The organism is Microbacterium sp. CFH 31415 (genome assembly GCF_022538185.1).
In the GTDB taxonomy this organism is placed as follows: Bacteria; Actinomycetota; Actinomycetes; order Actinomycetales; family Microbacteriaceae; genus Microbacterium.
The window spans coordinates 444740-464860 of sequence record NZ_JAKYXC010000002.1 but is presented as its reverse complement, the minus strand read 5'-3'; the positions used below and the strand labels follow the sequence as shown (position 1 = coordinate 464860).

Sequence of the window (20121 nt, the reverse complement as noted above, 5' to 3'; positions counted from 1 at the left end):
TGGAGTTTCGCGCTGCGCGCGCGTCTCCGGCATCCGTTCGATTGGTTCCCTCGTGTCACAGACCCTCCCGCCCGACACCACCGCGCCCTCCGAGGGCGGCGGCTACGACGCGTACGCCATCCAGCAGAAGTGGCAGCAGCGCTGGGCGGAGGCCGACCCGTTCCGCGCGGGCGGTGACGACGACACGCGCCCGCGCAAGTACGTGCTCGGGATGTTCCCCTACCCGTCGGGCGACCTGCACATGGGCCACGCCGAGAATTATGCCTACGTCGACGTCGTCGCGCGCTTCTGGCGCCACCGCGGCTACAACGTCCTGAACCCGATCGGGTGGGACTCGTTCGGCCTCCCGGCCGAGAACGCGGCGATCCAGCGCGGTGCAGACCCGCGCGAGTGGACCTACGCCAACATCGAGCAGCACAAGAAGAGCTTCCGCGAGTACGGCTCGTCGTACGACTGGTCGCGCATCCTGCACACCAGCGACCCCGAGTACTACCGCTGGAACCAGTGGCTGTTCCAGCGCCTGTACGAGCGCGGCCTGGCCTACCGCAAGGAGAGCCCGGTCAACTGGTGCCCCAACGACCAGACCGTGCTGGCCAACGAGCAGGTCATCGACGGCCACTGCGAGCGCTGCGGCTACGAGGTCATCAAGAAGAAGCTCACGCAGTGGTACTTCAAGATCACCGATTACGCCGACCGCCTGCTCGACGACCTCAACCAGCTCGAGGGGTTCTGGCCGCAGAAGGTCATCCGCATGCAGCGGAACTGGATCGGCCGTTCGATCGGTGCTGACATCGAGTTCGAGATCGAGGGCCGCGACGAACGCGTCACCGTCTTCTCGACGCGGCCCGACACGCTGCACGGCGCCACGTTCTTCGTCGTCGCACCCGACAGCGACCTCGCCGCCGAGCTGGCGGCGGGCGCGTCGCCTGAGGTGCGCGTGCGCTTCCAGGATTACCTGGAGCGGGTCCAGCGCGAGACCGACATCGAGCGCCAGAGCACCGACCGTCCGAAGACCGGCGTGTTCCTCGACCGCTACGCGATCAACCCGGTCAACGGCGAGCGGCTGCCCATCTGGGCCGCCGACTACGTGCTGGCCGACTACGGTCACGGCGCCGTCATGGCCGTGCCCGCCCACGACCAGCGCGACCTCGACTTCGCACGCGCCTTCGACCTCCCGGTCAAGGTGGTCGTCGACACGACCGCGCCCATCACCGGCGCGATCCCGGTCATCGAGCTCGACGATGACGGCGTTCCGATCGATCCCGGTGCGGACGAGGCATCCCTCGACGATCTCGACCCTGCCAAGACGGGCGTCGCGCTTACCGGCGAGGGCCGGATGATCAACTCCGGCGCGCTCGACGGCCTGTCCAAGCGCAACGCGATCGCCCGCATCATCGAGCAGCTCGAAGCAGCGGGTGTGGGCCGGGCGGCGAAGTCGTACCGCCTGCGCGACTGGCTCATCTCGCGTCAGCGCTTCTGGGGCACGCCGATTCCCATGATCCACACCGCCGACGGACGCATCGTGCCGGTGCCCGACGACCAGCTGCCGCTGCAGCTGCCCGACGCGCACGGCCTCGACCTGGCGCCCAAGGGCACGTCGCCGCTCGGCGGCGCGTCAGAGTGGATGCAGACGGTCGACCCCGAGACCGGCGAACCCGCCCTGCGCGACGCCGACACGATGGACACGTTCGTCGACAGCTCGTGGTACTTCCTGCGCTTCCTCGCCTCGAACGACCCGACGCAGGCGTTCCCGACGCGCGAGGCCGACCGCTGGGCGCCCGTCGACTCGTACATCGGCGGCGTCGAGCACGCGATCCTGCACCTGCTCTACGCGCGCTTCATCACGAAGGTCCTGTACGACATGGGCCTGATCGACTTCACCGAGCCCTTCACGAGCCTGATCAACCAGGGCATGGTGCTGCTCGGCGGCTCCAAGATGTCGAAGAGCAAGGGGAACCTGGTCGAGTTCGCGTCGAGCATGGTCGACCCCGGCGCCGACGCGGTGCGCACCGCGATCGCATTCGCCGGTCCGGTCGAGGACGACATCAACTGGGAGGACGTCTCCACGACCGGCGCCCAGAAGTTCCTCGCCCGCGCGTGGCGCGTGGCGAAGGACGTCACGAGCGACCCCGACGTGATCTGGGCCGAGGGTGACCCGGCGCTGCGCCGCGTCACCCACCGCCTGCTCGCCGATGCCCCGGGTCTCGTCGAGCACAACAAGTTCAACGTCGTGGTCGCCCGCCTGATGGAACTGGTCAATGCGACCCGCAAGGCGATCGACACCGGCGCCGGACCCGCCGACCCGGCGGTGCGCGAGGCCGCCGAGGTCACTGCGATGATCCTCGACCTCTTCGCGCCGCACACGGCGGAGGAGATGTGGGAGATCCTCGGGTACGACGGGTTCGTCGGGCTCGCCCCGTGGCGCTCGGCAGACCCGACGCTGCTGGTCGAGGAGTCCGTGACCTCGGTCGTGCAGATCGACGGCAAGGTGCGCGCGACGCTGCAGGTTCCCGCGCGGATCGACGCCGCCGAGCTCGAGCGGCTCGCTCGCGCCGATGAGCGCGTCGTGCGTTCGCTGGCGGGCCGGGAGATCACGCGTGCCGTCGTGCGTCCGCCGAAGGTCGTCAGCTTCAGCACGCACTAGCGACAGGATCCTCGGGCACGAGTCGCCGGCGCTCGCGCGTCGGCCGCTCGAAGCGCAGTGAGGCCCACACGCGGTCCGGCGTCGGCGGGTGGCCCGAGGAGAGATGCCTCTCGCCTCCCGCTCCTCTCGGAGCAGCGCGCCGATGCGACCGCGCCGCAGGAGCGAGCTCTGTGACGTGAGATCTGGTCATGCACAGTGCAGCCGCGCAGACTCGCAGGGGTCGCCCGGAGCGCTCGAATACGGCACCTCGCGTGAGCAAAGCAGCGGCCAGGCTAACCGTGCGCATGAGGTCCGCGTACCTGAGGTGCCTCGCAGACCCAGCGGCCGCGGCGGATGATCTCCCGCGAAATGAGCAGATGAGGACCCTGTTCGCCCCAGCCTGTGGTCGGCGAGCCTGGTGTGGAATGATGACGCCATGACCTCCGATTCCGCGAAGAAGCGAGAGCCATTCTGGACGCGCACGCGTCACGCGATCTTCGGCAAGCCGATCACTCACGAGCAGATGCGTGCGATGACGTCATCCGAGGTTGCCACGCAGCGCGTCGACCCCGCCGCGCGCGCCAGCCAGACGTCGCACACCAACTCGGGTTATCTGGGCGGGTTCTGACCCGCGCCGTGCATGGCGTCAAGTCAGCGAATTCCTGGCTCCCCGAGCTCGTAGTCGCCGCCGGCGTGGCAGACACCAACGAAAACCGGCTTGACGCCTTCTAGGGGCGCGGTCGGGGACCCGGATGGGCCGGTGTCCGGGCCCCTGGGGTATTCTCACATCATGCGTACGCTGGCACCCGCGGAAGCCGAGCGAATGAGCAGCCATGAGGTTGTTCGGTGGCTGAACGACGTTCTGGGACCAACGATTGTCCAGGCGCTGGTCGGCGAGGGATCTAGGGAAGCGGTTGTCGCTTGGCAGGACGAGTACGGCCCCGAGCCCGCTTCAGAGCAGCTTGATGGACTGAAGGTAGCTCTTCAGGCGATGTTGGAGATCGCGCAGGCCGAGGACCCCCGCGTCGCCAGGGCCTGGTTCATGGGCGCAAACCCTCGCTTCGCTCCGTATACGCCGACGACGGCCATTCGCGAAGGACGGTTCGACGAGGTCCTCGCAGCGTCGAGGGCCATCGTCGAAGACCAGCCGATCTCCTAACGACGATGGCGGCAGGTCGTCAGTGTCAGCGAACCGGTGTCTGGCTGCTTCATACGGGGGATGCGCCCGGCGTTCGCGTGGCCAAACGCGTATACGGGCCGATTAGCGCTCCAAGCCGAACCGCCGGCACGAGCCCGCTGAGCTGGAATCGGTACGACTCTCCGGGCCGGACTACGTATATCGCGGCTGACGAGGTCACGGCATTCACGGAGGTGCTCGGAGCGTACTCGCGCCCGGTGGGCGCGGTTGACTCACAGCTCGAATGGGATGCCGTGGCGGTGGGGATGACTCTCAGCGAGTACCGACGCTCCCTCGCGATGGACGAGAACGAACAACCCCTACTCGCATCGGGGTATCTTCCGGAGCGCTGGAGGGAGATCCGGTCGATCCACTCCATAGTTTTCCCATCCGACGCGTGGCTGATCGACATCGAGCATGCATGGACACTCCGGCACATTCGCACCGAGTGTGCAGACGATCTAGTTCGACTGGACTACTCGGACCTCACGAATGCGGCACTCCGGGGAGAAGACCGCCAGCTCACGACCACTGTGGCCACCTATCTTCGCGATCTTGAACTGGACACAGGGATCCCAGCAGCGGGACTGCAGTACGGATCAAAGCGGACCGGCGCGTGGTCGCGGGCGATCTGGCTCGGCGACGGGTCTGACGACGGGCAATACCTTCAAGCGACCGGGGGCGAAGAGATCCACCCGACACGACCAGGGTTTCAGGAAGCCTTGAACCTGCTCGAGATCAACCCGTTCTAGCAACGCATGGAGCCAACGGCGTAATGCCAATTGCGCGCTGGCCGTCCCTCTTGCGGGCAGTGCCCGCGGATCGAGCCGCGGGTCGATAGCTCGAAAACCTGCGATCATCGCCTCATGACTGATCGTCGACAGTTGCAGTCGAAGTGGGTGCCTTACGTCGACAAACGGATCCCCGTCGGCGCTCACCGGTTCCTGCCGCGCGGCCCGTACGCTGCGCTCACCGCCGGTCGCGTGGATGACTTCGTTCGGGTTACAGCAACCGATCGGGACATTCGCCTGCACGTCCTCGCGGTCCTGCGGATGCACAGCTCCAACGGCGCCGAGGTCGCGCTTGGACTTGCGGCGATATTGCTGGCCGGACTGGCGATAGTTGTCAGCGTATTCGTCGCGATCACCGGTTGGGGCACGTCGATAGCTGTGGTGTACGCGGGATCCGCGCTGGTGATCTGCGGGGTACTCACCAAGCCGGCGATAGCGGCTCACGCGAGAAAGATGACCGCGCTGGTCTGGCTTGGCGCCTATGAAGACGGGATCCGGGATAACGCCACTCGCGTCAGCGCGACTCCGGATCAACGACAAGAGCTCTGACGCGGGCGGTAAACGTATTGATCTTGAAGGGTTCCGAAGCAGCCGCTGGACAAGGTCGACGCGCGGTATCTACGAGACGACATCCAAGTTGCTTACGTCCTAGCTGACTCTGACCGCCGCCGTGCGGGCTGCGATGAACGCCCCGCGCCCGGATACAACTGCGGGCCGAGCGTAGAGCCCCGCGAGGCTCGACGCTCGCGCACCGACTCACGGATCGGGCTTAGGCCTTGGATCTTCACTCCTTGACGCGCGGCCGCCACGGACCATCAGACCGAATGCCCGCCGGCGGTGCTGCTCTCGTTCATTGCGCGGTAGTGGATGGATTTCAGATTCACGCGGAGTAGGCGATCACCGTCATTCCGCTAGTTGCGATGCATGTAGTCCAGACAGCATCCGTCGTTGTTCACGGGCCCAGCGGGGATCGATACTCTCCGACGCGGGTATTCGACCAGTTGCCCAGCACTGTCTTGAGGCGCTGGTACGCATCCCACGGGAAGGGGATCTCATCCGAGTCAATGCCGGCGTACCCGCCGGCTCTCTCCAGTTCGTCATCCGAGACGTGATGCACGGCATAGTTGAATCGGTCCCATAGCGGCGTGTCGTTGTCGATGAACCAGAAGTACTGGAATCTCTCCCGGGCGTGGTTGATAGCGACTCGGAGCTCGGACGTTCCTGGATCGGAGATGTACCTCGGCGGTGCCGTTTCCAGCATGTTCGCAATCTCGTCGAGAAGATGCGTCGTCAGCCAGATTGCGTACAGAAGCGCCAGCAACACGGATCGGCGGTCATACGGCTGAGCGAAGCCGACTCGGGCGCGCCCACTCCGAGTGTTGTCGGGATCATGAAGGCTTTGGGCGGCGCCAGTGGTGGGGTGCAGGAACTGACCCAAGTATGTGTAGTGCGCCTCGACGCGGTCATGCTCGCGCTTTGAGAGCAGTCCGTTGTACTCGAGGTTCAAGAGCAGTGCTGACCAGGAGAGGTAGGAGTTGTACTGATCGCGCGCTTGGGCTCGGAACCGTTCTCTTGATTTGCGAAGCTGCTTGATCCGAGCGTCACCCTTCGGCAAGTACATCGCGAGGCCTTGGGCTTGGTTCAGTCGGTGAACGTTGGGCCGGAATTCCTTGAACAGGAAGTAGTGAATGGACACGTAGAAGTCGGGCTCATCCTCGTTCTTCAGCCCCTCACGGATCCAGACGAGGCGCCGTGGTCCCCCTCGGGGGTATTGTTCGACGTCCAGGAAGTCCCCCGCTTCGCCGCGAGCACGGGCGTCGGCGAGTTTCCTTTTCTCCTCTTCGAGATGGCGGCGGAAGTCGGAGCCGGTACCCGGCACGGGCGGTCCGACGTTCAGATACCGTCGGCCGCGCGCCATCAGACGCAGGAGCAGGAGATGCTCCAACAGTGAGCGACACAGGCCGAGCCCATCGGCAACGCGCTCGCTCTCTGCCAGGAGCGCGACCGATGTGGCAGTTTCGATCCGCAGGTTGGTGAAGTGGACCAGGTCGTCGTACATCGCCTGTTGGATGTCTCCGATTCGGGTGGATTCGCCCAACTGTTCGTACGCCCGGATCAGGTCCTCAAAGCATGCTCGTGCCGCGTCGACCTCGGCCTCCAACGTCGGCCATTGGTTGTGCAGCACCATGACGCGAGAGTAGTACGAGGGCGCGGAAGGCAGAGGGGCCCATCGAGCAACCCTGCTCTTAACCGACTGTACGAAAGCCCATTCAAACCCGACCCGAATACGGATCGAATTCGCGCGCCCTCAAGCCTCGCCCGCGACGAGCCTCATTCGCGCACTGCCCGCTTACCGATCCAGCGGACGACTCAGCGCGAGCGGACTCACCGACGGTTCACGGCATGCGATCCATGCGACGGGAAGTCCACGCCACGGTACTTCTCCTTGGTCGACGTCTGTGCGACCGCCGGTGTCCAGTTCGCCATCTCGGCTTTCGCGAACCGCACGGGCAGAAAGGTACCCTCGGAGCGCCTGAGATCGGATTCCCGGGCAAACGCATCGGTCACTGTACGGCGTGCGTCGGTGTTGCCGGTGCAGTCAAAGTCGTAGATATCAATCTCCGCTCGAACGAAGACCATCATTGTCTGGATCCGCTCACTGAACCGAATGCGACTCCAGAATGGCGATTCTCCCCACTCGCCGATCTCGGGGTCTATCCCGACACGAGGGTTGTAAGTCACGCCCTCCGCGGCGGCCTTGTCGGGAAAGGTGACTCGTGCGAAGTCACATCGTCCATCGACGAACACGCGCCGCCCGAACTCGAGAATCGGCTGGACTCCACTCGGGATCGCGAGTACCGGGTTTGCCTCAGCGACGCGCGCCGTGAACGTCGTGAGCCGCCGATGTCTATCGATTCTCGCCAAGCGGTTGATCCATCCGAGATAGTTGGCGTCAGCATCCGAGCGGAAGGGCTGCATGGTCTCGAGCATCGCGAGATGGTGCGGAGCGAGTGGCTTCAGCCGCCAGCGATTCCGCTCCCATGCTGGCTCGTCGTCGTAGATCGGATACTGCAGCCCGCCCTCATTTGGTGGAGGCACCGACCCCGAGGCGTGAGCTGCCGCCGCCCAAACTGTGTAATCCAGCGCGGAGCGCAGGTTGTACAGCCACTCGCCGAACAGCGCAGACAGAAGTCCCGGGAGTGGCGTGTGCTGCTCGCATCTCAGCAGGTAAGCGGTGTCGGACTCGCGTACCAAGTCGAAGCCGAACGGATGCGGCTCGAGGAACTCATTCCATGCTGCGGTCATCTCAGACGCATGAATACTGGCTCGCTCAACGCGCAACCGAGCTGACTCGAAAAGATCCATAGCGCGACCCTATTCGCGAACTCCGAATCGCGTCCGCGCGGCGCTCGTATAGACATCGACCGCGCAACCTGGAGGTCGACGCGGGGGATGGAGTGCCGATAATCCATGGCGGTAGCCTGCGAGTGATGGAAGCAGCCCTGATCGCCTTCGCGACTACTGCCGCGACCCTTAGTGTCACCGTCGTCCTGGCGCTCCTGGAGTTCCGGCGCCGCCGCCGCGAAGCTGTCCAGGCTCGCCGCGAGCAGATTGTTGGACGAGTGCTGGACACGCTCGAGCGAGCGACGCGAGCAGCTTCGCGAGCACCGATCGTAGGCTGGTGGGCGCCGAACGAGCTGGAGTACGCGCTGCTTCTTCCTCGGCTCCTTGCCGAGCTGCCCGAGCAGGACAATGCTGTCGCGACTTGGGTGGCGCGCCGGATTCAGCACCTTCAAGCCGCGACGAGCCGCAGGGAGCAAGTCGCAATCGGGGCGGACGTGGCGGCGAAAGTCGTCCAGTGGGGACGGTAGGACATCGACGCTGCCTGGTTCACCGAGCAACTGCGGGGCGACCCTTGGGTGCGAGGTCAACGACCCCCGCTCGCGGCGAGATGGCTCCGCAGCTTGCGCGACGGTCTCCACCTCATTCCAGCCGCGCTACTCCTCGCGCTTGGCGCGGTCGCCTTTCAGGCACTGGTGAGCGCATGCGCTCCATCAGTCGCCGCTGAGGCACACCGCACTACCTGCACGAAACGGCGCGCCGTTCGTTGCTGCCCACATGGGGATGCGAATCCACCGCCCTCGGGGGTTCCCGATAGGAGCGGTGCCCGCTTAGGGATCGCGTACCAAGACCGAATCAGCGGAGCCAGGGGGACGGCGAGATCGAGATGGTGCAGTCAGCGGGAGCGACGTCGGCGACGCCGCGGCGCGAGCTGCAGGTAGAGGCCGCCGACAACGATGAATCCGAACACCAGAAACAGCCATGGGTGCGCGACCATTGCCCGCCACAGGCTTTCCGCCATCAGCACGAAGCCTTGCCAGAAGCTTGGCCAGAATGCATCCCAGGTGTCCCCCATGCCTGAACAGTAGCGTTGCGCGCTGACATCAGCGGCCGACCGTGCCGGCCCTTGCGTGTGATGCTCCTCCTCACGGATGGCTCTTGTGCGCTCGCGCGTGCGGATGGGTTAATTCACGGATCGCGGGTTTGCTGAGCCGGGGGGTCGCGTGGATAAGCCTTCGAGCAAATACGACTCCGTCGGCGAGGTAGTGCCAGGTGCGCCGGCTGGCGACGATGTGTCCGCGGCGGCCGCTCTCCCAGCCCCGAGGTTGATACTCTCGCTATCGGGCGGAGGGTACCGCGCGATGCTGTTCGCCGCTGGTGCGCTGCTCGCCGTGGCGGACTCGGACATGAGAACGCGCGTCGCTTCGATCAGCTCAGTTTCTGGCGGCAGCATCGCCTCCGCGGGCACCCTGGGAGGTTTTGCTGATCCAACATCGGATGACTCTGACCCGATGGGTGACCGGGTAGCGAGGCTTGCCTCGCTCGGCATGAGTCACACCATCGCCACAGAGACGGTGCTGCGGCGCGGCCTGTTCGCACTCGCCACGCTTGCGCTGCCTTTCCTGCTCTTGATGATCAATCCACTGGGAACTGCACCGGTTGCGGCGCAGAATAGCCCCAATCCGCCTCGAGCTGCCGAGGACTTTCTCGAGTGGCTGCGAAATTCCGAGGCCCTCCTCGCGCAACTTAACTATCTGGCAATTGCCGTTCCACTCCTCTTAGCAATCGCAGTGCCTGTCATTGCGATCGTCTATTTCTTCACCGCGCTTGTGCAAAGTTGGTATTCGGTTCAGGCGGCCGTGGAGCAACTATCAGCAGCGAGTCTTGCGCGAGACGACCGGCCGGAGGGCGAAACACTTTCGACCGGGCAGGGGCCCGCGCCGGAGCCGACGCGTATCTACTGCGCAACCGACCTGCGCACCGGATCACACGTCTACCTGTCCGCCAGTCGCGTGCTAGCGCCAGGCGTCGTGGGGACGTCTCCCAATGTCTATCTAGCCGACGCCGTCGCTGCATCTGCGTGCTTTCCCGGCTTTCGCCCGCTGGCCTTCGATGCTCGCGAGCTTGGACTGGCCGGCACCGCAGATGCTGGCCCCACGCGCACACGCCGCCATCTCGGCAGGCTCGGAGTGGGTCTGCTTGGCGCCTCCGGCGCTGCGATAGCTGTGGCTGCCGTCGCTATGCGCATCTCGGGCATCCTGTCCGGTCGAGATGGCCTGGTTCTAGCTTTGGCCGGGATCGCCACAGGAGCGATCGTGGCCTGGGGGTGCGCACGGCTACTTCGCAGCACCGACACACTGACTCTCGTGGATGGCGGGGTTTGCGACAACCTAGGAGCGGCATTCTCGCTGCTGGCAAGAGACGATCGGTACGCGGGGCTCCCGGCGCTCGCCGGTTCTGATGAACCCGGGCTGATGCTTGTAGTCGACGCGTCGAAGCCGTTCTCCACCGGCAAGGGCTCCGACTTGGAGGAGTTGGTTCCGCTGCGCTTGAGGGGAGCGCAGCGCTCGATGCTGGCACTCCTGAATAGCGCCAACGCATCCGCTCGTCGACACGTCATCCAGACGTCCCTTGCCGCGAATGGACCACTGCGGGGAGCGTTCGTGTCAATCGGTCAGGCTCCCACCGTCGCACCTGATGATTTCGCTCAGGCGGGCTCTCTCGCGCAGGAGAACTCGGCCGTACCGACGACCTTGAGCGCCCGCACGCCCGATGTTGTTTTCCGATTGATCGTGCAGGGTTACCGTTTGACGCAAGCTGAGCTCGTGCGCGCCGGGCGGCGGCTTGAACGCACTCGGTCGGATGCGGATATCGCCCAGGACTTGTTCTTGCGAGAACGAGCGACCGAGAAGCAATCGAGGTCGTGGCAGAAGTGGTTGGCGGAGCCGGGCGCGCCGATCCCACTGATCCCCCGCCGAATGAGGGTGCATGGATCTGGCCCTTACGCGCGAAGAGCGCGATTACTGCGCGTTCTTGGCTGGCTCGCTCAACTGGCGTCCTTCGCGCTGGCGATCTGGGCCGTCGTGCTCACCTATCAGCTGTTCGTGGGGTGAGTGGCGCCGACCGCCACGCCCACCAGCTCGTTGGCAACCGGCGCTCGCAGCGGGTATGTGCGACGAAAGCACCGCCTTCGGGCGCCGCGACTGACAATCGAGCGTCGAGCCCTTGGCTTCCGGTGATAATCAATCGAGCGGTGTTGAACCACGCCTGTGTCGAGTGCGCGAAGGCGGTCCCGTACGGTGCCCATGCGCGCTGGAGGATCCTCGCTGTGTCAGTTGTCAAGCGATTGGGTCCGTGGCCAGATCCGACTGTTGGACTGGAAATTCGAACCCGTACCGGCGGGTGACGTTGTCTACGACGCTCATGATCCATTCGGGTGCGTCGGGCGCGACGTAGACGCGCTCGACAAGTCCGACCAGGTCGACCTCCACCGGGATGACTGGCGGCTCGGGACCGAGGCTGATTGTGGTGTTCTCTTCGGTCGGATGCGGGGCGGATAGTTCGGTCATCATCGCGAGTTTTACCTCGCGCTCGTGACTGAAGCTCTCCCGCTTATGCATGAACGCATCAAACATGTTGCGCTCAGAAATAAAGGATGACCGGTAGTCGACATAGTTGACCTCCGCGCCGTTGATCCAGCGCTCGGGCTTGATGCTCCGCTTCAACCGCCCCCAAGTTGACCGAATGGCCACGCCACGCCCCTGGTAGATATCCCACATTGCTGCCGATTCGAACTCGGACAGGTGCCAGCAATTGAGACGAATGCCTTGGAGGGAGAACTGCCGCCGCTGGTCGGCATGTGCGAACATCTGCTCGAAGTGCTCACCGTAGAGTTCGGGTCGCAGCTGGCGGTTCAGCTCGCCGTACGATCCCTCCCACCTGTCGCTCATCTGGTCGGCGCGCGCGAGGTGCAGGGCTGAGGTCTGTAGCAGGGATAGGAACCGTGCGAGATCCATGTAGCGCCAAACCGACTCCTGGTCGGCGGGCCGATTCTGGAAGCTCTCGTGATCGTCGTCTGCAAACACACTTCGACGGTACTTGTTGTCTCCGACGAGTGACCGCGAAGGCTCCGGCAGTCAAGCCCGAGGAGGCGCAACAGAGCTGAAGTGAGTGCAGGGATCGATGCGAGCGAACGCCAAGGCGCCGCTAGTGTGCTTGGCGCAGTTGGGGGATGCGGCGGAGGATTCCGTCTCCGGCGGCAATCGGCGCTCGTCGAGGGTCAGGATCCGGCGGAATGCGCGTTGGCGGCACCGCTATCGCCCCTCGCCCGCATGGGGATCCTCCTCGTGACGGCGCTGCGGCCACGGTTCGCCCTCCACCGTTCCCCACTCAGTGCGTGGGGTGCTTTGGCGCCTTGGGCTTCATGACGTTCATCATCGCGAGTACGATCCCAACGACTCCTGACTCAGCAACCGGGATTCCGCCCATGCCGTGGTCTGGAGATCCAGTGCACCGGGCCGCTGCAGGTCAACACACCGCCTGCGCCATTCGCCCCGAGCGCCACACATGACGGGTTCTCGATGTACGAGCGCTCAGCTCTGCGCTGCAGCGTGCTCTCTCGTCGGGCTCTTCTCCACGGGGCGCGGCTTCATCGAGATCTTCCGCAAGTAGGTCAGACCGGGCCGCGCAGCGGCGAGAAACCCAGCGAGACGTACTCAGCCGCATCGTCTTCATCAACTGTGTCAATGCCGGTGCCGTCGCAATCGGGGCAATCCAACGTAGTGCCGTCGCCACGATCCACCGTGCCAGTACCACGGCACGGGATGCACGCGAATTCGTACTCCCCAGGTTCGAGTCCCATGACTCCGACCCTAGCGCCACATGCGTGGTGCGCCGCGGGAGGGATGACGGCACCGCTGGACTCGGGCTGAGTCGCCATGGGTTGCGCGACACAACGTCCAGAATCACCCACGGCCCGCCCCGGCGCTAACCATGACGCGGACGTCGCCATCTCCGAGATGCTCATTGACAGTGCGTTCGCGGCTCAGTAATCCTGGCGTCGGAAAGGGGCGTCAGATGGGTTTCAGGGTGGTCTGGGAAGACGGCGACGAGGAAGATGAGGTCTTCGACACCTACCAAGAGGCGGAGGCAGCAGCGCAGGAGGGCCAGAGCAACTATGCCGCGGGTGGCGAGGTTCTGCACCTGTCGAACCCCGGCGACTATCCCGCACCCGATGACGACGATGAGTACGAGTACGAAATCGTTGAAGTGGATGACTGAATAGCCGGTCTCTCCAGGGCAGGCACATGCTCCGCCCCATCTTTGTGGCGTACATAGGACGGACCGGCTTGCGCGCGGTCAAGCGCGCGCAAGCCATTACGCCGAGTGCACTGCCATCGTCGATGCCCAGAAGACGCGGGTCTGGTGCTACTACGACGGACAGTGGACTCACGGCATCGGCGACGTGGGCACGTGACCTCGCCCGCCTCCTCCCGCCACGCAGTAACAACTCGACGGAGTCGCGAAATGCGCGCAGACGTTCCTTCACCGAGTACCACCCGCATGGGGATCGCGCGAGTCATGCTCCCGACTTGTCGAGGAGCTGCTGTCTGAGCCACTCGTGCTTGAGCTCGATGCTCTCCCTGTGCAGATCGTGAACTCGCGTCGCTCGCTCTATGAGTTCTGGGTCGCCGGTGCGGTGTGCCTTCATCAGCGCCTTGAACGACGAGAGAAGAAGTTCAGTATCGGTGAGACGCCGCTTCTTCGTATGCGTCTTCTTCTTCGACATGACGGTCAGACTAATCCTGTCCTGTTGTGGCCCTCCCATCCATAACATTGGCTGGGGCACGGCGGACGGCCAAATGCCCGCGAGGGTTCCTCGTCCGCGCACGGCTCGTTTGGGGATCGTTGCGACCGGAAGCCCTTGTTATCGCGTGGCGGTCGTTCCGTAGCGGTGAGCGAGGGTTGCGAAGGCTTCGCGCAGCGCAGGCGGGCCGAGTACTTCCATGGGGGCTTCGAATCGGCCGAAGGAAGCGGCGAGTGATCCCCATGACCAGGATCCGGATTCCAGGATTGTGCTGTTCGGCCCAGCCTCGCGTGCGGTGCCGTCACCGACGAACGGCATCACGGCTTCGATGGGCAGGTCGATGATCACCGAACCGCGGCAGGCCCACTCGTTGACCTCGGAGCCTTTGAATCGGGCGGACACGAACTCCTCGACATCACCACCGGGAACGTCACGTTGCTGGAAGCGTGGCCCGTGGGGGATGCGAGGGCTGATCCGCTCGACGCTGAAGAGCCGCCAATCATCGCGTTCGAGGTCCCACGCGAGGAGGTACCAGCGGCCCTGCGCGTTGACGAGGCGGTGCGGCTCGACGCGTCGCGGAGGCAGGGGTGCGTCAGCGGCGGGCTGGCCCCTTGGTGCGTAGTCGAACCGCAGCACCGCATGGTCGCGGACCGCGCCGGCGAGCTCGACGAGCAGGTCGACGGGCACGACGGTCGGTGCGGCGCCTCCGGGCCGTTGCGCGACGGAGACGATCTCGAGGGCATCGAGGCGATGGCGCAGTCGCGACGGCATGACCTGACGGATGGTCGCCAGCGCACGAGCGGCTGGCTCGTCCAGGTCGGCCCCGACGACTGTCGCGGTCTGCAGCGCGATGGCGATGGCCACCACCTGCATGTCGTCGAACAGAAGAGGCGGCAACTCTGTGCCCGCGGCCAGCCGGTACCCACCGTCGGGGCCCATCGTGGCCTCGATCCGATAGCCCATCTGCCGCAGGCGCTCGATGTCGCGTCGCACCGTCCGGTCGCTGATCTCGAGCCTCTTCGCGAGCAATGAGCCCGGCCAGTCGCGGCGGGTCTGCAGCAGAGACAGCAGATTCAGCAGCCGGGCGGAGGTGGACATGCTCGAAAGGCTAACGAAGGTCTAGGACGAAACCAGACCTACTCATGGTGGATCGTCGACGCCACGGCGCCGGAAGGCCCGCATCCACGAAGAGGAGCACTCATGACCATCCAGACGACCACCCACCTGAACTTCCAGGGCGATGCCCGGGCTGCGCTCGAGTTCTACCAGTCGGTATTCGGCGGCCACCTCGTCATCACAACGTACGCCGAGTTCGGCATGCCAGCCGAGCTGCCCGGCGCCGAGAACGTTGTGTTCGGTCTCGTCGCCGGCGAGAACGGGTTCCGGGTCATGGGCTACGACGTCCCCGGCACCACGTGTGGCGGCCTGGTCGGCGGCGGTGCTACCCGCCGTGAGAACCACACCACCATCACCGAACAGGCACTGCTCGTCTCGGTCAGCTCCGACAGCCTCGCGGAACTGCAGAGATACTGGGACGCCCTCGCGCTCGGCGCCGTGGTCATCGAGCCGCTCGCCGCTTCCGCCTGGAGCGCCGGCTTCGGCATGCTCACCGACCGTTTCGGCGTCACCTGGAGCGTCACCGCCACGTCCTGACGAATCACCCGCGGCGCGAGCACCGCGCTCGCGCCGCGGCTGGGCGTGGTCGCGTATCCACCGAGAACGCGCAACGGTCCCTGATCCGCGCATCGGCCGGCGTCGGCCACCAATGGCGCGGCGGTCCGCGTCGACGGCGGTGTGCTCACCGCGATGCTGTGACCGACCGCGAACGCCCGGCCGCGGCGTCCGCCCGGAACGACCACGACGCCCGCGGCTCGACGATCGCCGCCAACGCCGCCACGACGGCCGTGCGATGGTGGGCGACGCGCTCCGGATCGTCGGGATCGGCGCCGTCGGCACCCAGGAGTCCGCGCGGGATGACGGTCCAGGCTTGCGCGATCGCGTTAACGATCACGAGCGCGGCCTTGGCGGTGTCAGAAGATGTGTGTTTCGCAGGTTGCTAGGAATGCCACGCGCCGGCGCTGGAGTCGCGGTAGACGGTGGCGCGCGAGGGCATCGCCTTCCCGGACAGCGGCGAGGGCCTCTCGACGTGCGGGCCTCGCGCGGTGGGCGTGGCTTCCTTGCGCCACCGGCTCCTCCACGGCAGGCCGGGGCGACGACGTCTCCCCAGCTGCCACTCGGGTGAGGCCCCGCTGATCGGTGCGCTCCTAGCGTGGGCGGGTGACCGCCTCTGACGACTCGTCCTCGGCTTCGCCGAGACGGCGACTCGGGCTGGGCGCGGCCGTCGTACTGGTCATCGCGGCTCTCGCGGTGACGGTGGCGATCGGCATCCTGCGGGGCGCGTCGGCGCCCGTCGAGCACGTCGTCATCGATGAGGGCGGATCGGATGCCGCGACCCCGGCCTCGCAGTATGTGCACGTGTCGGGGGCGGTCACGGCTCCCGGGCTCTACGTGCTCGCGGCGGGCGCGCGCGTCGTCGATGCGGTGGCAGCTGCCGGCGGGTTCGCGGCCGACGCCGACCAGAGCGCGGTGAACCTCGCCCGGCCAGTGGCCGACGGGGAGCAGCTGCATGTCCCCGCGCAAGGTGAGACTCCGGATGCCGGCGGCCCCGCGGCGCCGGCGGGCGACGGTCGGGTGAACCTCAACACGGCCGACGTCGCGGCGCTCGACACGCTTCCGCGGATCGGTGAGGCGATGGCGAAGCGCATCATCGACTGGCGGGAGCAGAACGGGCGCTTCACGTCCGTCGAAGACCTGCTCGCCGTGCCCGGCATCGGCGACAAGATGCTCGAGGCGCTGCGCGACCTCGTGGTGGTCTGACGTGCCGCTTCGGCTGACGCTCCGGCTCCTCCCTGTAGCCGCGGCGGCCTGGATAACGGCATCCGTCTGCGTGTTCCTTCCTATGGTCGCCGGAGTTCTGGCCATCGCGTGCTGGGCAGCTGCGCTCGGCGCGATCGCGTGGGGCGTGGTCCGGCGACCTGCCGACGCGCGGCTCCGACAGGCGATCGCGGTCGCCGCTTGCGCGCTCGCGCTCGCGGCGGCCACCGCGTCGCACGTGGCGCTCGCGCAACCCGCGCGGGCGGGTGCGACCGAGCTCGCCGTAGACGGCGGGCGTGCGATCGAGGTCCGCGCGACCGTCGTGGGCAAGGTCGAGCGCCGGGTCGACGGCAGCCTCGCCTTCGACGCGCTTGCGACGCGGATCGCCGTCGGCGATGTCCGTCACGCCGCACGGGTCGATGTCGTCGTACGAGTCAGCCCGGGCGACGTGCATCCGCGCTCCCAGCTCGACGTCGGCTCCGAAGTCGAGGTGCGGGGCACCGCGCGCGGCGGCAGACCGGGCGATCGTGCGGTGCTGGAACTGCGCGCTTCGCGCGGTGTCGACGTGATCCGCCCACCGCAGCAGACGGCGGCTGTGACGGCCGGGCTCCGTCGAGGGCTGGTGGCGGCGGTCGACGACCTGCCAGGCGACGGGGCGGGGCTCGTCCCCGGTCTGGCGGTCGGCGATACGTCGATGGTCTCGGCCGAGCTCGACACGGCCATGAAGGAGTCCTCCCTGTCGCACCTCACCGCGGTCTCAGGTGCGAACTGCGCACTCGTCGTCGGGCTCGCGTTCTTCGGCGCAGCGGCCGCCGGTGCGGCCCGCGCGCTGCGGGTGGTCGCCGGACTCGCCGCGCTGGCCGGCTTCGTCGTGCTCGTGACGCCTGAGCCGAGCGTCGTGCGCGCGGGCGTGATGGCGGCGATCGCCATGTCGGCGGTGCTGCTGGGGCGGCCGGGTGCGGGCATGTCGATCCTGTCGCTCGCGGTGGCTGTGCTGCTCGTGGCCGACCCGTGGCTGGCCGGCTCCCTCGGGTTCGCGCTCTCCGCCGCGGCCACCGGCTCGCTGCTGCTGTCCGCGCGGCCTCTCGCGCGGGGTCTGGAGCGGGTGCTGCCGCGGGCACTGGCTCTGGCGCTCGCCGTGCCGCTGGCGGCCCAGCTCGCGTGCGGTCCGCTGCTCGTGCTGATCGCGCCGCAGGTTCCCCTCTATGGCGTCCTCGCGAACCTCCTCGCCGCACCGGCCGCGCCCGTCGCCACCGTCGTCGGACTCGCCGCCTGCCTGACGGCGCCGGTGCCGTGGCTGCAGGACGGTCTCGCCGCACTCGCCTGGGTGCCGGCTGCGTGGATCGCCGGTACGGCGACGACGTTCAGCGACCTGCCGGGCGACCTGCTCCCGTGGATCGAGGGGGTGCCCGGTGCGGTCGCCCTGGCACTCGTGGGGCTCGCCGCAGGAGTCGTGATCGCGGTGCGGCGCTCCAGCCGCCGCGCGCGAGTCGCCGTCGCTCTGTCGGCCGTCGTCCTGTCGACCGTGACCGGCGTCGTCGCCGGCTCCGGACTGCTCACATCGGTGGGTGGCCGATGGACGCTCCCGCAGGACTGGACGGTCCTCGCGTGTGACGTCGGGCAGGGCGACGCGATCCTGCTGCGCTCGGGTGACGCGGTGGCGCTGGTCGACACCGGCCCCGCACCCGATTCGCTCACCGCCTGCCTCGACCGCGCGGGGCTGGGGCGCATCGACCTCCTGGCGCTGACGCACTTCGACCTCGATCACGCCGGAGGTGTCGACGCGGTGGTCGGACGCGTCGACACGGTGCTCCACGGCCCCACAGCGTCCGGCGATGACGGGCGCGTGCTGGAGGAGTTCGCGCGAGGCGGTGCGCAGCTGATCGCGTCACGCTCCGGGCTGAGCGGCGCCTTCGGGGATGCGCGGTGGCGCGTTCTCTGGCCGACCGCCCGGAGTCGCGCCTTCCCATCGGGCAACGACGCCAGCATCGTTCTCGACGTGCGTGGGGGAGGGATCCCGCCGACGCTGCTGCTGGGCGACCTTTCCGCGTCGCCGCAGCGCGCGCTCGAGGCATCCGGAGCACTGCAACCGCCCTATGCCGTCGTCAAGGTCGCCCACCACGGCAGCGCGGATCAGGATGCCGCACTCTACGCAGCGGCGCAGCCAGGCCTCGCCCTTGTCACGGTCGGCGCGGACAACGACTACGGTCATCCGCGCGCCGAGATCCTCGATGCGCTCACGGGGCTCGGCGCGCTGATCGCACGCACGGACGTCGACGGCATCGTCGCGATCTGGGGGAGTGGCGACGCCGTCTCGATCTGGCGCGAACGCGGCGGCTGAGTCGGGGGTGCTCGGTAGGCTGAAGACATGGCATCGACTGCGCGACGCGCCCCCTCGAAGGCAGCGCGCAGCGCGATCCCGCAGCTCTCATGGCGGGCACCCCAGCCAGCACCCATCGTGCTCGTCTCCGGCCCCGAAGACGTCTGCGCCGAGCGGGCGATCGCCGGGGTCCGGGACTACCTCCGCGCCGAAGATCCGAGTCTCGAGGTCTCCGACCTGCGCGCCGACGACTACGCCGCGGGCTCGCTCCTCGGTGTCACCTCGCCGTCGTTGTTCGGCGAGCCGCGCCTGGTCCGCGTCACCGGCGTCGAGAAGTGCTCCGACACGTTCCTGGCCGAGGCGATCTCGTACCTCGCGGCGCCGCAGGACGGTGCGACGGTGGTGCTGCGTCACACCGGCGCGAGCGTGCGCGGGAAGAAGCTGCTCGACGCCATCCGCGCCGGCCAGGGCGGCGGAGTCGAGGTCGCCTGCCCGGCCATCAAGCGCGACTCCGATCGCTTCGACTTCGCGGCGGGCGAGTTCCAGGCGGCGAAGAAGCGCATCGCGCCTCCCGCACTCCGAGCGCTCGTGTCGGCGTTCGCCGACGACGTCACCGAGCTCGCCGCCGCGTGCCAGCAGCTCATCGCCGACGTGCCCGGTGACATCACCGAGCAGGTCGTCGAGCGCTACTACGGCGGCCGCGTCGAGACCTCGGCGTTCACCGTCGCCGACACCGCGATCGCCGGCCGCTACGGCGACGCGTTGATCGCCCTGCGCCACGCTCTCGCCTCCGGGGCCGACCCCGTGCCGCTCGTCGCGGCCATCGCGCTGAAGCTGCGCACCATGGCCAGGGTCGCCGGCAGTCGTGAGCCCGCCGCCGCCCTCGCCGGCCGGCTCGGGCTCAAGGACTGGCAGGTCGACCGCGCCCGTCGCGACCTGTCGGGCTGGAACGAGGCGTCGCTCGGCGGCGCCATCCAGGCGGCCGCGCGCGCTGACGCCGAGGTGAAGGGCGGCTCTCGCGACGCGGTCTTCGCGCTGGAGCGCCTCATCACGGTCATCGCGACGCGCGCCCCGTACGGCGCGTAAGCCGCATCAGGCCGCGGCCGCAACGCCGCGCGTAAGCCGCCACGCCGCGCCCGTAACGCCGCGCGTAAGCCGCACCAGGCTGCGCGACGGCACCGCACGACC

Annotated in this window: 20 protein-coding genes; 12 read left to right on the top strand and 8 right to left on the bottom strand. The window is 67.1% G+C overall.

Going from position 1 to position 20121, the window contains the following annotated elements:
- Positions 1 to 52: 52 nt before the first annotated feature.
- The 5 genes from leuS (at position 53) to MK786_RS03115 (ending at position 5140) form a co-directional block, all read left to right on the top strand.
- Positions 53 to 2644: a leucine--tRNA ligase gene (leuS, locus tag MK786_RS03135; protein ID WP_241110773.1), complete on the top strand. Its 2592-nt coding sequence runs from the start codon at positions 53 to 55 to the stop codon at positions 2642 to 2644.
- A gap of 415 nt (positions 2645 to 3059) precedes the next feature.
- A complete protein-coding gene (locus MK786_RS03130) occupies positions 3060 to 3251 on the top strand; it encodes a hypothetical protein (RefSeq protein ID WP_241110772.1) in 192 nt (63 codons plus the stop codon).
- A gap of 162 nt (positions 3252 to 3413) precedes the next feature.
- Positions 3414 to 3782: a hypothetical protein gene (locus MK786_RS03125; protein WP_241110771.1), complete on the top strand. Its 369-nt coding sequence runs from the start codon at positions 3414 to 3416 to the stop codon at positions 3780 to 3782.
- Between the two features lie 317 nt (positions 3783 to 4099).
- Positions 4100 to 4552 (top strand): hypothetical protein, encoded by a 453-nt coding sequence (locus tag MK786_RS03120; RefSeq protein WP_241110770.1) that lies wholly within the window; start codon positions 4100 to 4102, stop codon positions 4550 to 4552.
- A 114-nt stretch (positions 4553 to 4666) separates the two neighbouring features.
- Entirely contained in the window at positions 4667 to 5140 is a 474-nt protein-coding gene (locus MK786_RS03115) for a hypothetical protein (RefSeq protein ID WP_241110769.1), read from the top strand.
- A gap of 403 nt (positions 5141 to 5543) precedes the next feature.
- On the opposite strand, the gene MK786_RS03110 is transcribed toward MK786_RS03115, so the two are convergent.
- Positions 5544 to 6779, bottom strand: a complete 1236-nt coding sequence (locus tag MK786_RS03110; RefSeq protein ID WP_241110768.1) for a hypothetical protein — start codon at positions 6777 to 6779, stop codon at positions 5544 to 5546.
- Between the two features lie 197 nt (positions 6780 to 6976).
- Positions 6977 to 7957: a hypothetical protein gene (locus MK786_RS03105; RefSeq protein WP_241110767.1), complete on the bottom strand. Its 981-nt coding sequence runs from the start codon at positions 7955 to 7957 to the stop codon at positions 6977 to 6979.
- 125 nt (positions 7958 to 8082) lie between these two features.
- Here MK786_RS03105 and MK786_RS03100 point away from each other — a divergent pair, with 125 nt between their 5' ends.
- Positions 8083 to 8463 (top strand): hypothetical protein, encoded by a 381-nt coding sequence (locus tag MK786_RS03100; RefSeq protein ID WP_241110766.1) that lies wholly within the window; start codon positions 8083 to 8085, stop codon positions 8461 to 8463.
- A gap of 365 nt (positions 8464 to 8828) precedes the next feature.
- Here the strand turns inward: MK786_RS03100 and MK786_RS03095 are convergent, their stop codons facing one another.
- Positions 8829 to 9008, bottom strand: a complete 180-nt coding sequence (locus tag MK786_RS03095; RefSeq protein WP_241110765.1) for a hypothetical protein — start codon at positions 9006 to 9008, stop codon at positions 8829 to 8831.
- 286 nt (positions 9009 to 9294) lie between these two features.
- Here MK786_RS03095 and MK786_RS03090 point away from each other — a divergent pair, with 286 nt between their 5' ends.
- Positions 9295 to 11046, top strand: a complete 1752-nt coding sequence (locus tag MK786_RS03090) for a hypothetical protein (RefSeq protein ID WP_241110764.1) — start codon at positions 9295 to 9297, stop codon at positions 11044 to 11046.
- A 225-nt stretch (positions 11047 to 11271) separates the two neighbouring features.
- Here MK786_RS03090 and MK786_RS03085 read toward each other — a convergent pair whose 3' ends face one another.
- Together MK786_RS03085 and MK786_RS03080 are read right to left on the bottom strand one after the other, a co-directional pair.
- The gene (locus MK786_RS03085) at positions 11272 to 12018 is read right to left on the bottom strand and encodes a hypothetical protein (protein WP_241110763.1); all 747 of its coding nucleotides are present in this window, start codon (positions 12016 to 12018) and stop codon (positions 11272 to 11274) included.
- 587 nt (positions 12019 to 12605) lie between these two features.
- Positions 12606 to 12794, bottom strand: a complete 189-nt coding sequence (locus tag MK786_RS03080; protein WP_241110762.1) for a hypothetical protein — start codon at positions 12792 to 12794, stop codon at positions 12606 to 12608.
- 215 nt (positions 12795 to 13009) lie between these two features.
- On the opposite strand from MK786_RS03080, the gene MK786_RS03075 reads away from it, so the two are divergent.
- Positions 13010 to 13213, top strand: coding sequence for a hypothetical protein (locus tag MK786_RS03075; protein ID WP_241110761.1), 204 nt, complete (start codon positions 13010 to 13012; stop codon positions 13211 to 13213).
- 298 nt (positions 13214 to 13511) lie between these two features.
- Here the strand turns inward: MK786_RS03075 and MK786_RS03070 are convergent, their stop codons facing one another.
- Positions 13512 to 13721 (bottom strand): hypothetical protein, encoded by a 210-nt coding sequence (locus MK786_RS03070; RefSeq protein ID WP_241110760.1) that lies wholly within the window; start codon positions 13719 to 13721, stop codon positions 13512 to 13514.
- Between the two features lie 138 nt (positions 13722 to 13859).
- Positions 13860 to 14837, bottom strand: coding sequence for a YafY family protein (locus MK786_RS03065; RefSeq protein ID WP_241110759.1), 978 nt, complete (start codon positions 14835 to 14837; stop codon positions 13860 to 13862).
- Between the two features lie 102 nt (positions 14838 to 14939).
- Here MK786_RS03065 and MK786_RS03060 point away from each other — a divergent pair, with 102 nt between their 5' ends.
- Complete coding sequence (locus MK786_RS03060; RefSeq protein WP_241110758.1) at positions 14940 to 15392, top strand: VOC family protein; 453 nt, start codon at positions 14940 to 14942, stop codon at positions 15390 to 15392.
- 145 nt (positions 15393 to 15537) lie between these two features.
- Here the strand turns inward: MK786_RS03060 and MK786_RS03055 are convergent, their stop codons facing one another.
- Positions 15538 to 15750: a hypothetical protein gene (locus MK786_RS03055; RefSeq protein WP_241110757.1), complete on the bottom strand. Its 213-nt coding sequence runs from the start codon at positions 15748 to 15750 to the stop codon at positions 15538 to 15540.
- 266 nt (positions 15751 to 16016) lie between these two features.
- On the opposite strand from MK786_RS03055, the gene MK786_RS03050 reads away from it, so the two are divergent.
- Genes MK786_RS03050 through holA form a run of 3 tightly spaced genes read left to right on the top strand, consistent with a single transcriptional unit; the run spans position 16017 to position 20019 of the window.
- Complete coding sequence (locus MK786_RS03050) at positions 16017 to 16616, top strand: ComEA family DNA-binding protein (protein WP_241110756.1); 600 nt, start codon at positions 16017 to 16019, stop codon at positions 16614 to 16616.
- Position 16617: 1 nt separating this feature from the next.
- Positions 16618 to 18954: a ComEC/Rec2 family competence protein gene (locus tag MK786_RS03045; protein ID WP_241110755.1), complete on the top strand. Its 2337-nt coding sequence runs from the start codon at positions 16618 to 16620 to the stop codon at positions 18952 to 18954.
- Between the two features lie 27 nt (positions 18955 to 18981).
- Positions 18982 to 20019 carry a DNA polymerase III subunit delta gene (holA, locus tag MK786_RS03040; protein WP_241110754.1) on the top strand — a complete coding sequence of 346 codons (1038 nt, stop codon included), beginning with the start codon at positions 18982 to 18984 and terminating at the stop codon, positions 20017 to 20019.
- Positions 20020 to 20121 lie beyond the last annotated feature (102 nt).

Coding starts and splice junctions, on each gene's coding strand:
- MK786_RS03090 (WP_241110764.1), top strand. CDS start 9,295: ATGCTGTTCGCCGCTGGTGCGCTGCTCGCCGTGGCGGACTCGGACATG.
- MK786_RS03120 (WP_241110770.1), top strand. CDS start 4,100: ATGGACGAGAACGAACAACCCCTACTCGCATCGGGGTATCTTCCGGAG.
- MK786_RS03060 (WP_241110758.1), top strand. CDS start 14,940: ATGACCATCCAGACGACCACCCACCTGAACTTCCAGGGCGATGCCCGG.
- MK786_RS03115 (WP_241110769.1), top strand. CDS start 4,667: ATGACTGATCGTCGACAGTTGCAGTCGAAGTGGGTGCCTTACGTCGAC.
- MK786_RS03100 (WP_241110766.1), top strand. CDS start 8,083: ATGGAAGCAGCCCTGATCGCCTTCGCGACTACTGCCGCGACCCTTAGT.
- holA (WP_241110754.1), top strand. CDS start 18,982: ATGGCATCGACTGCGCGACGCGCCCCCTCGAAGGCAGCGCGCAGCGCG.
- MK786_RS03065 (WP_241110759.1), bottom strand. CDS start 14,837: ATGTCCACCTCCGCCCGGCTGCTGAATCTGCTGTCTCTGCTGCAGACC.
- MK786_RS03095 (WP_241110765.1), bottom strand. CDS start 9,008: ATGGGGGACACCTGGGATGCATTCTGGCCAAGCTTCTGGCAAGGCTTC.
- MK786_RS03070 (WP_241110760.1), bottom strand. CDS start 13,721: ATGTCGAAGAAGAAGACGCATACGAAGAAGCGGCGTCTCACCGATACT.
- MK786_RS03080 (WP_241110762.1), bottom strand. CDS start 12,794: ATGGGACTCGAACCTGGGGAGTACGAATTCGCGTGCATCCCGTGCCGT.
- MK786_RS03105 (WP_241110767.1), bottom strand. CDS start 7,957: ATGGATCTTTTCGAGTCAGCTCGGTTGCGCGTTGAGCGAGCCAGTATT.
- MK786_RS03130 (WP_241110772.1), top strand. CDS start 3,060: ATGACCTCCGATTCCGCGAAGAAGCGAGAGCCATTCTGGACGCGCACG.
- MK786_RS03125 (WP_241110771.1), top strand. CDS start 3,414: ATGCGTACGCTGGCACCCGCGGAAGCCGAGCGAATGAGCAGCCATGAG.
- MK786_RS03075 (WP_241110761.1), top strand. CDS start 13,010: ATGGGTTTCAGGGTGGTCTGGGAAGACGGCGACGAGGAAGATGAGGTC.
- MK786_RS03110 (WP_241110768.1), bottom strand. CDS start 6,779: ATGGTGCTGCACAACCAATGGCCGACGTTGGAGGCCGAGGTCGACGCG.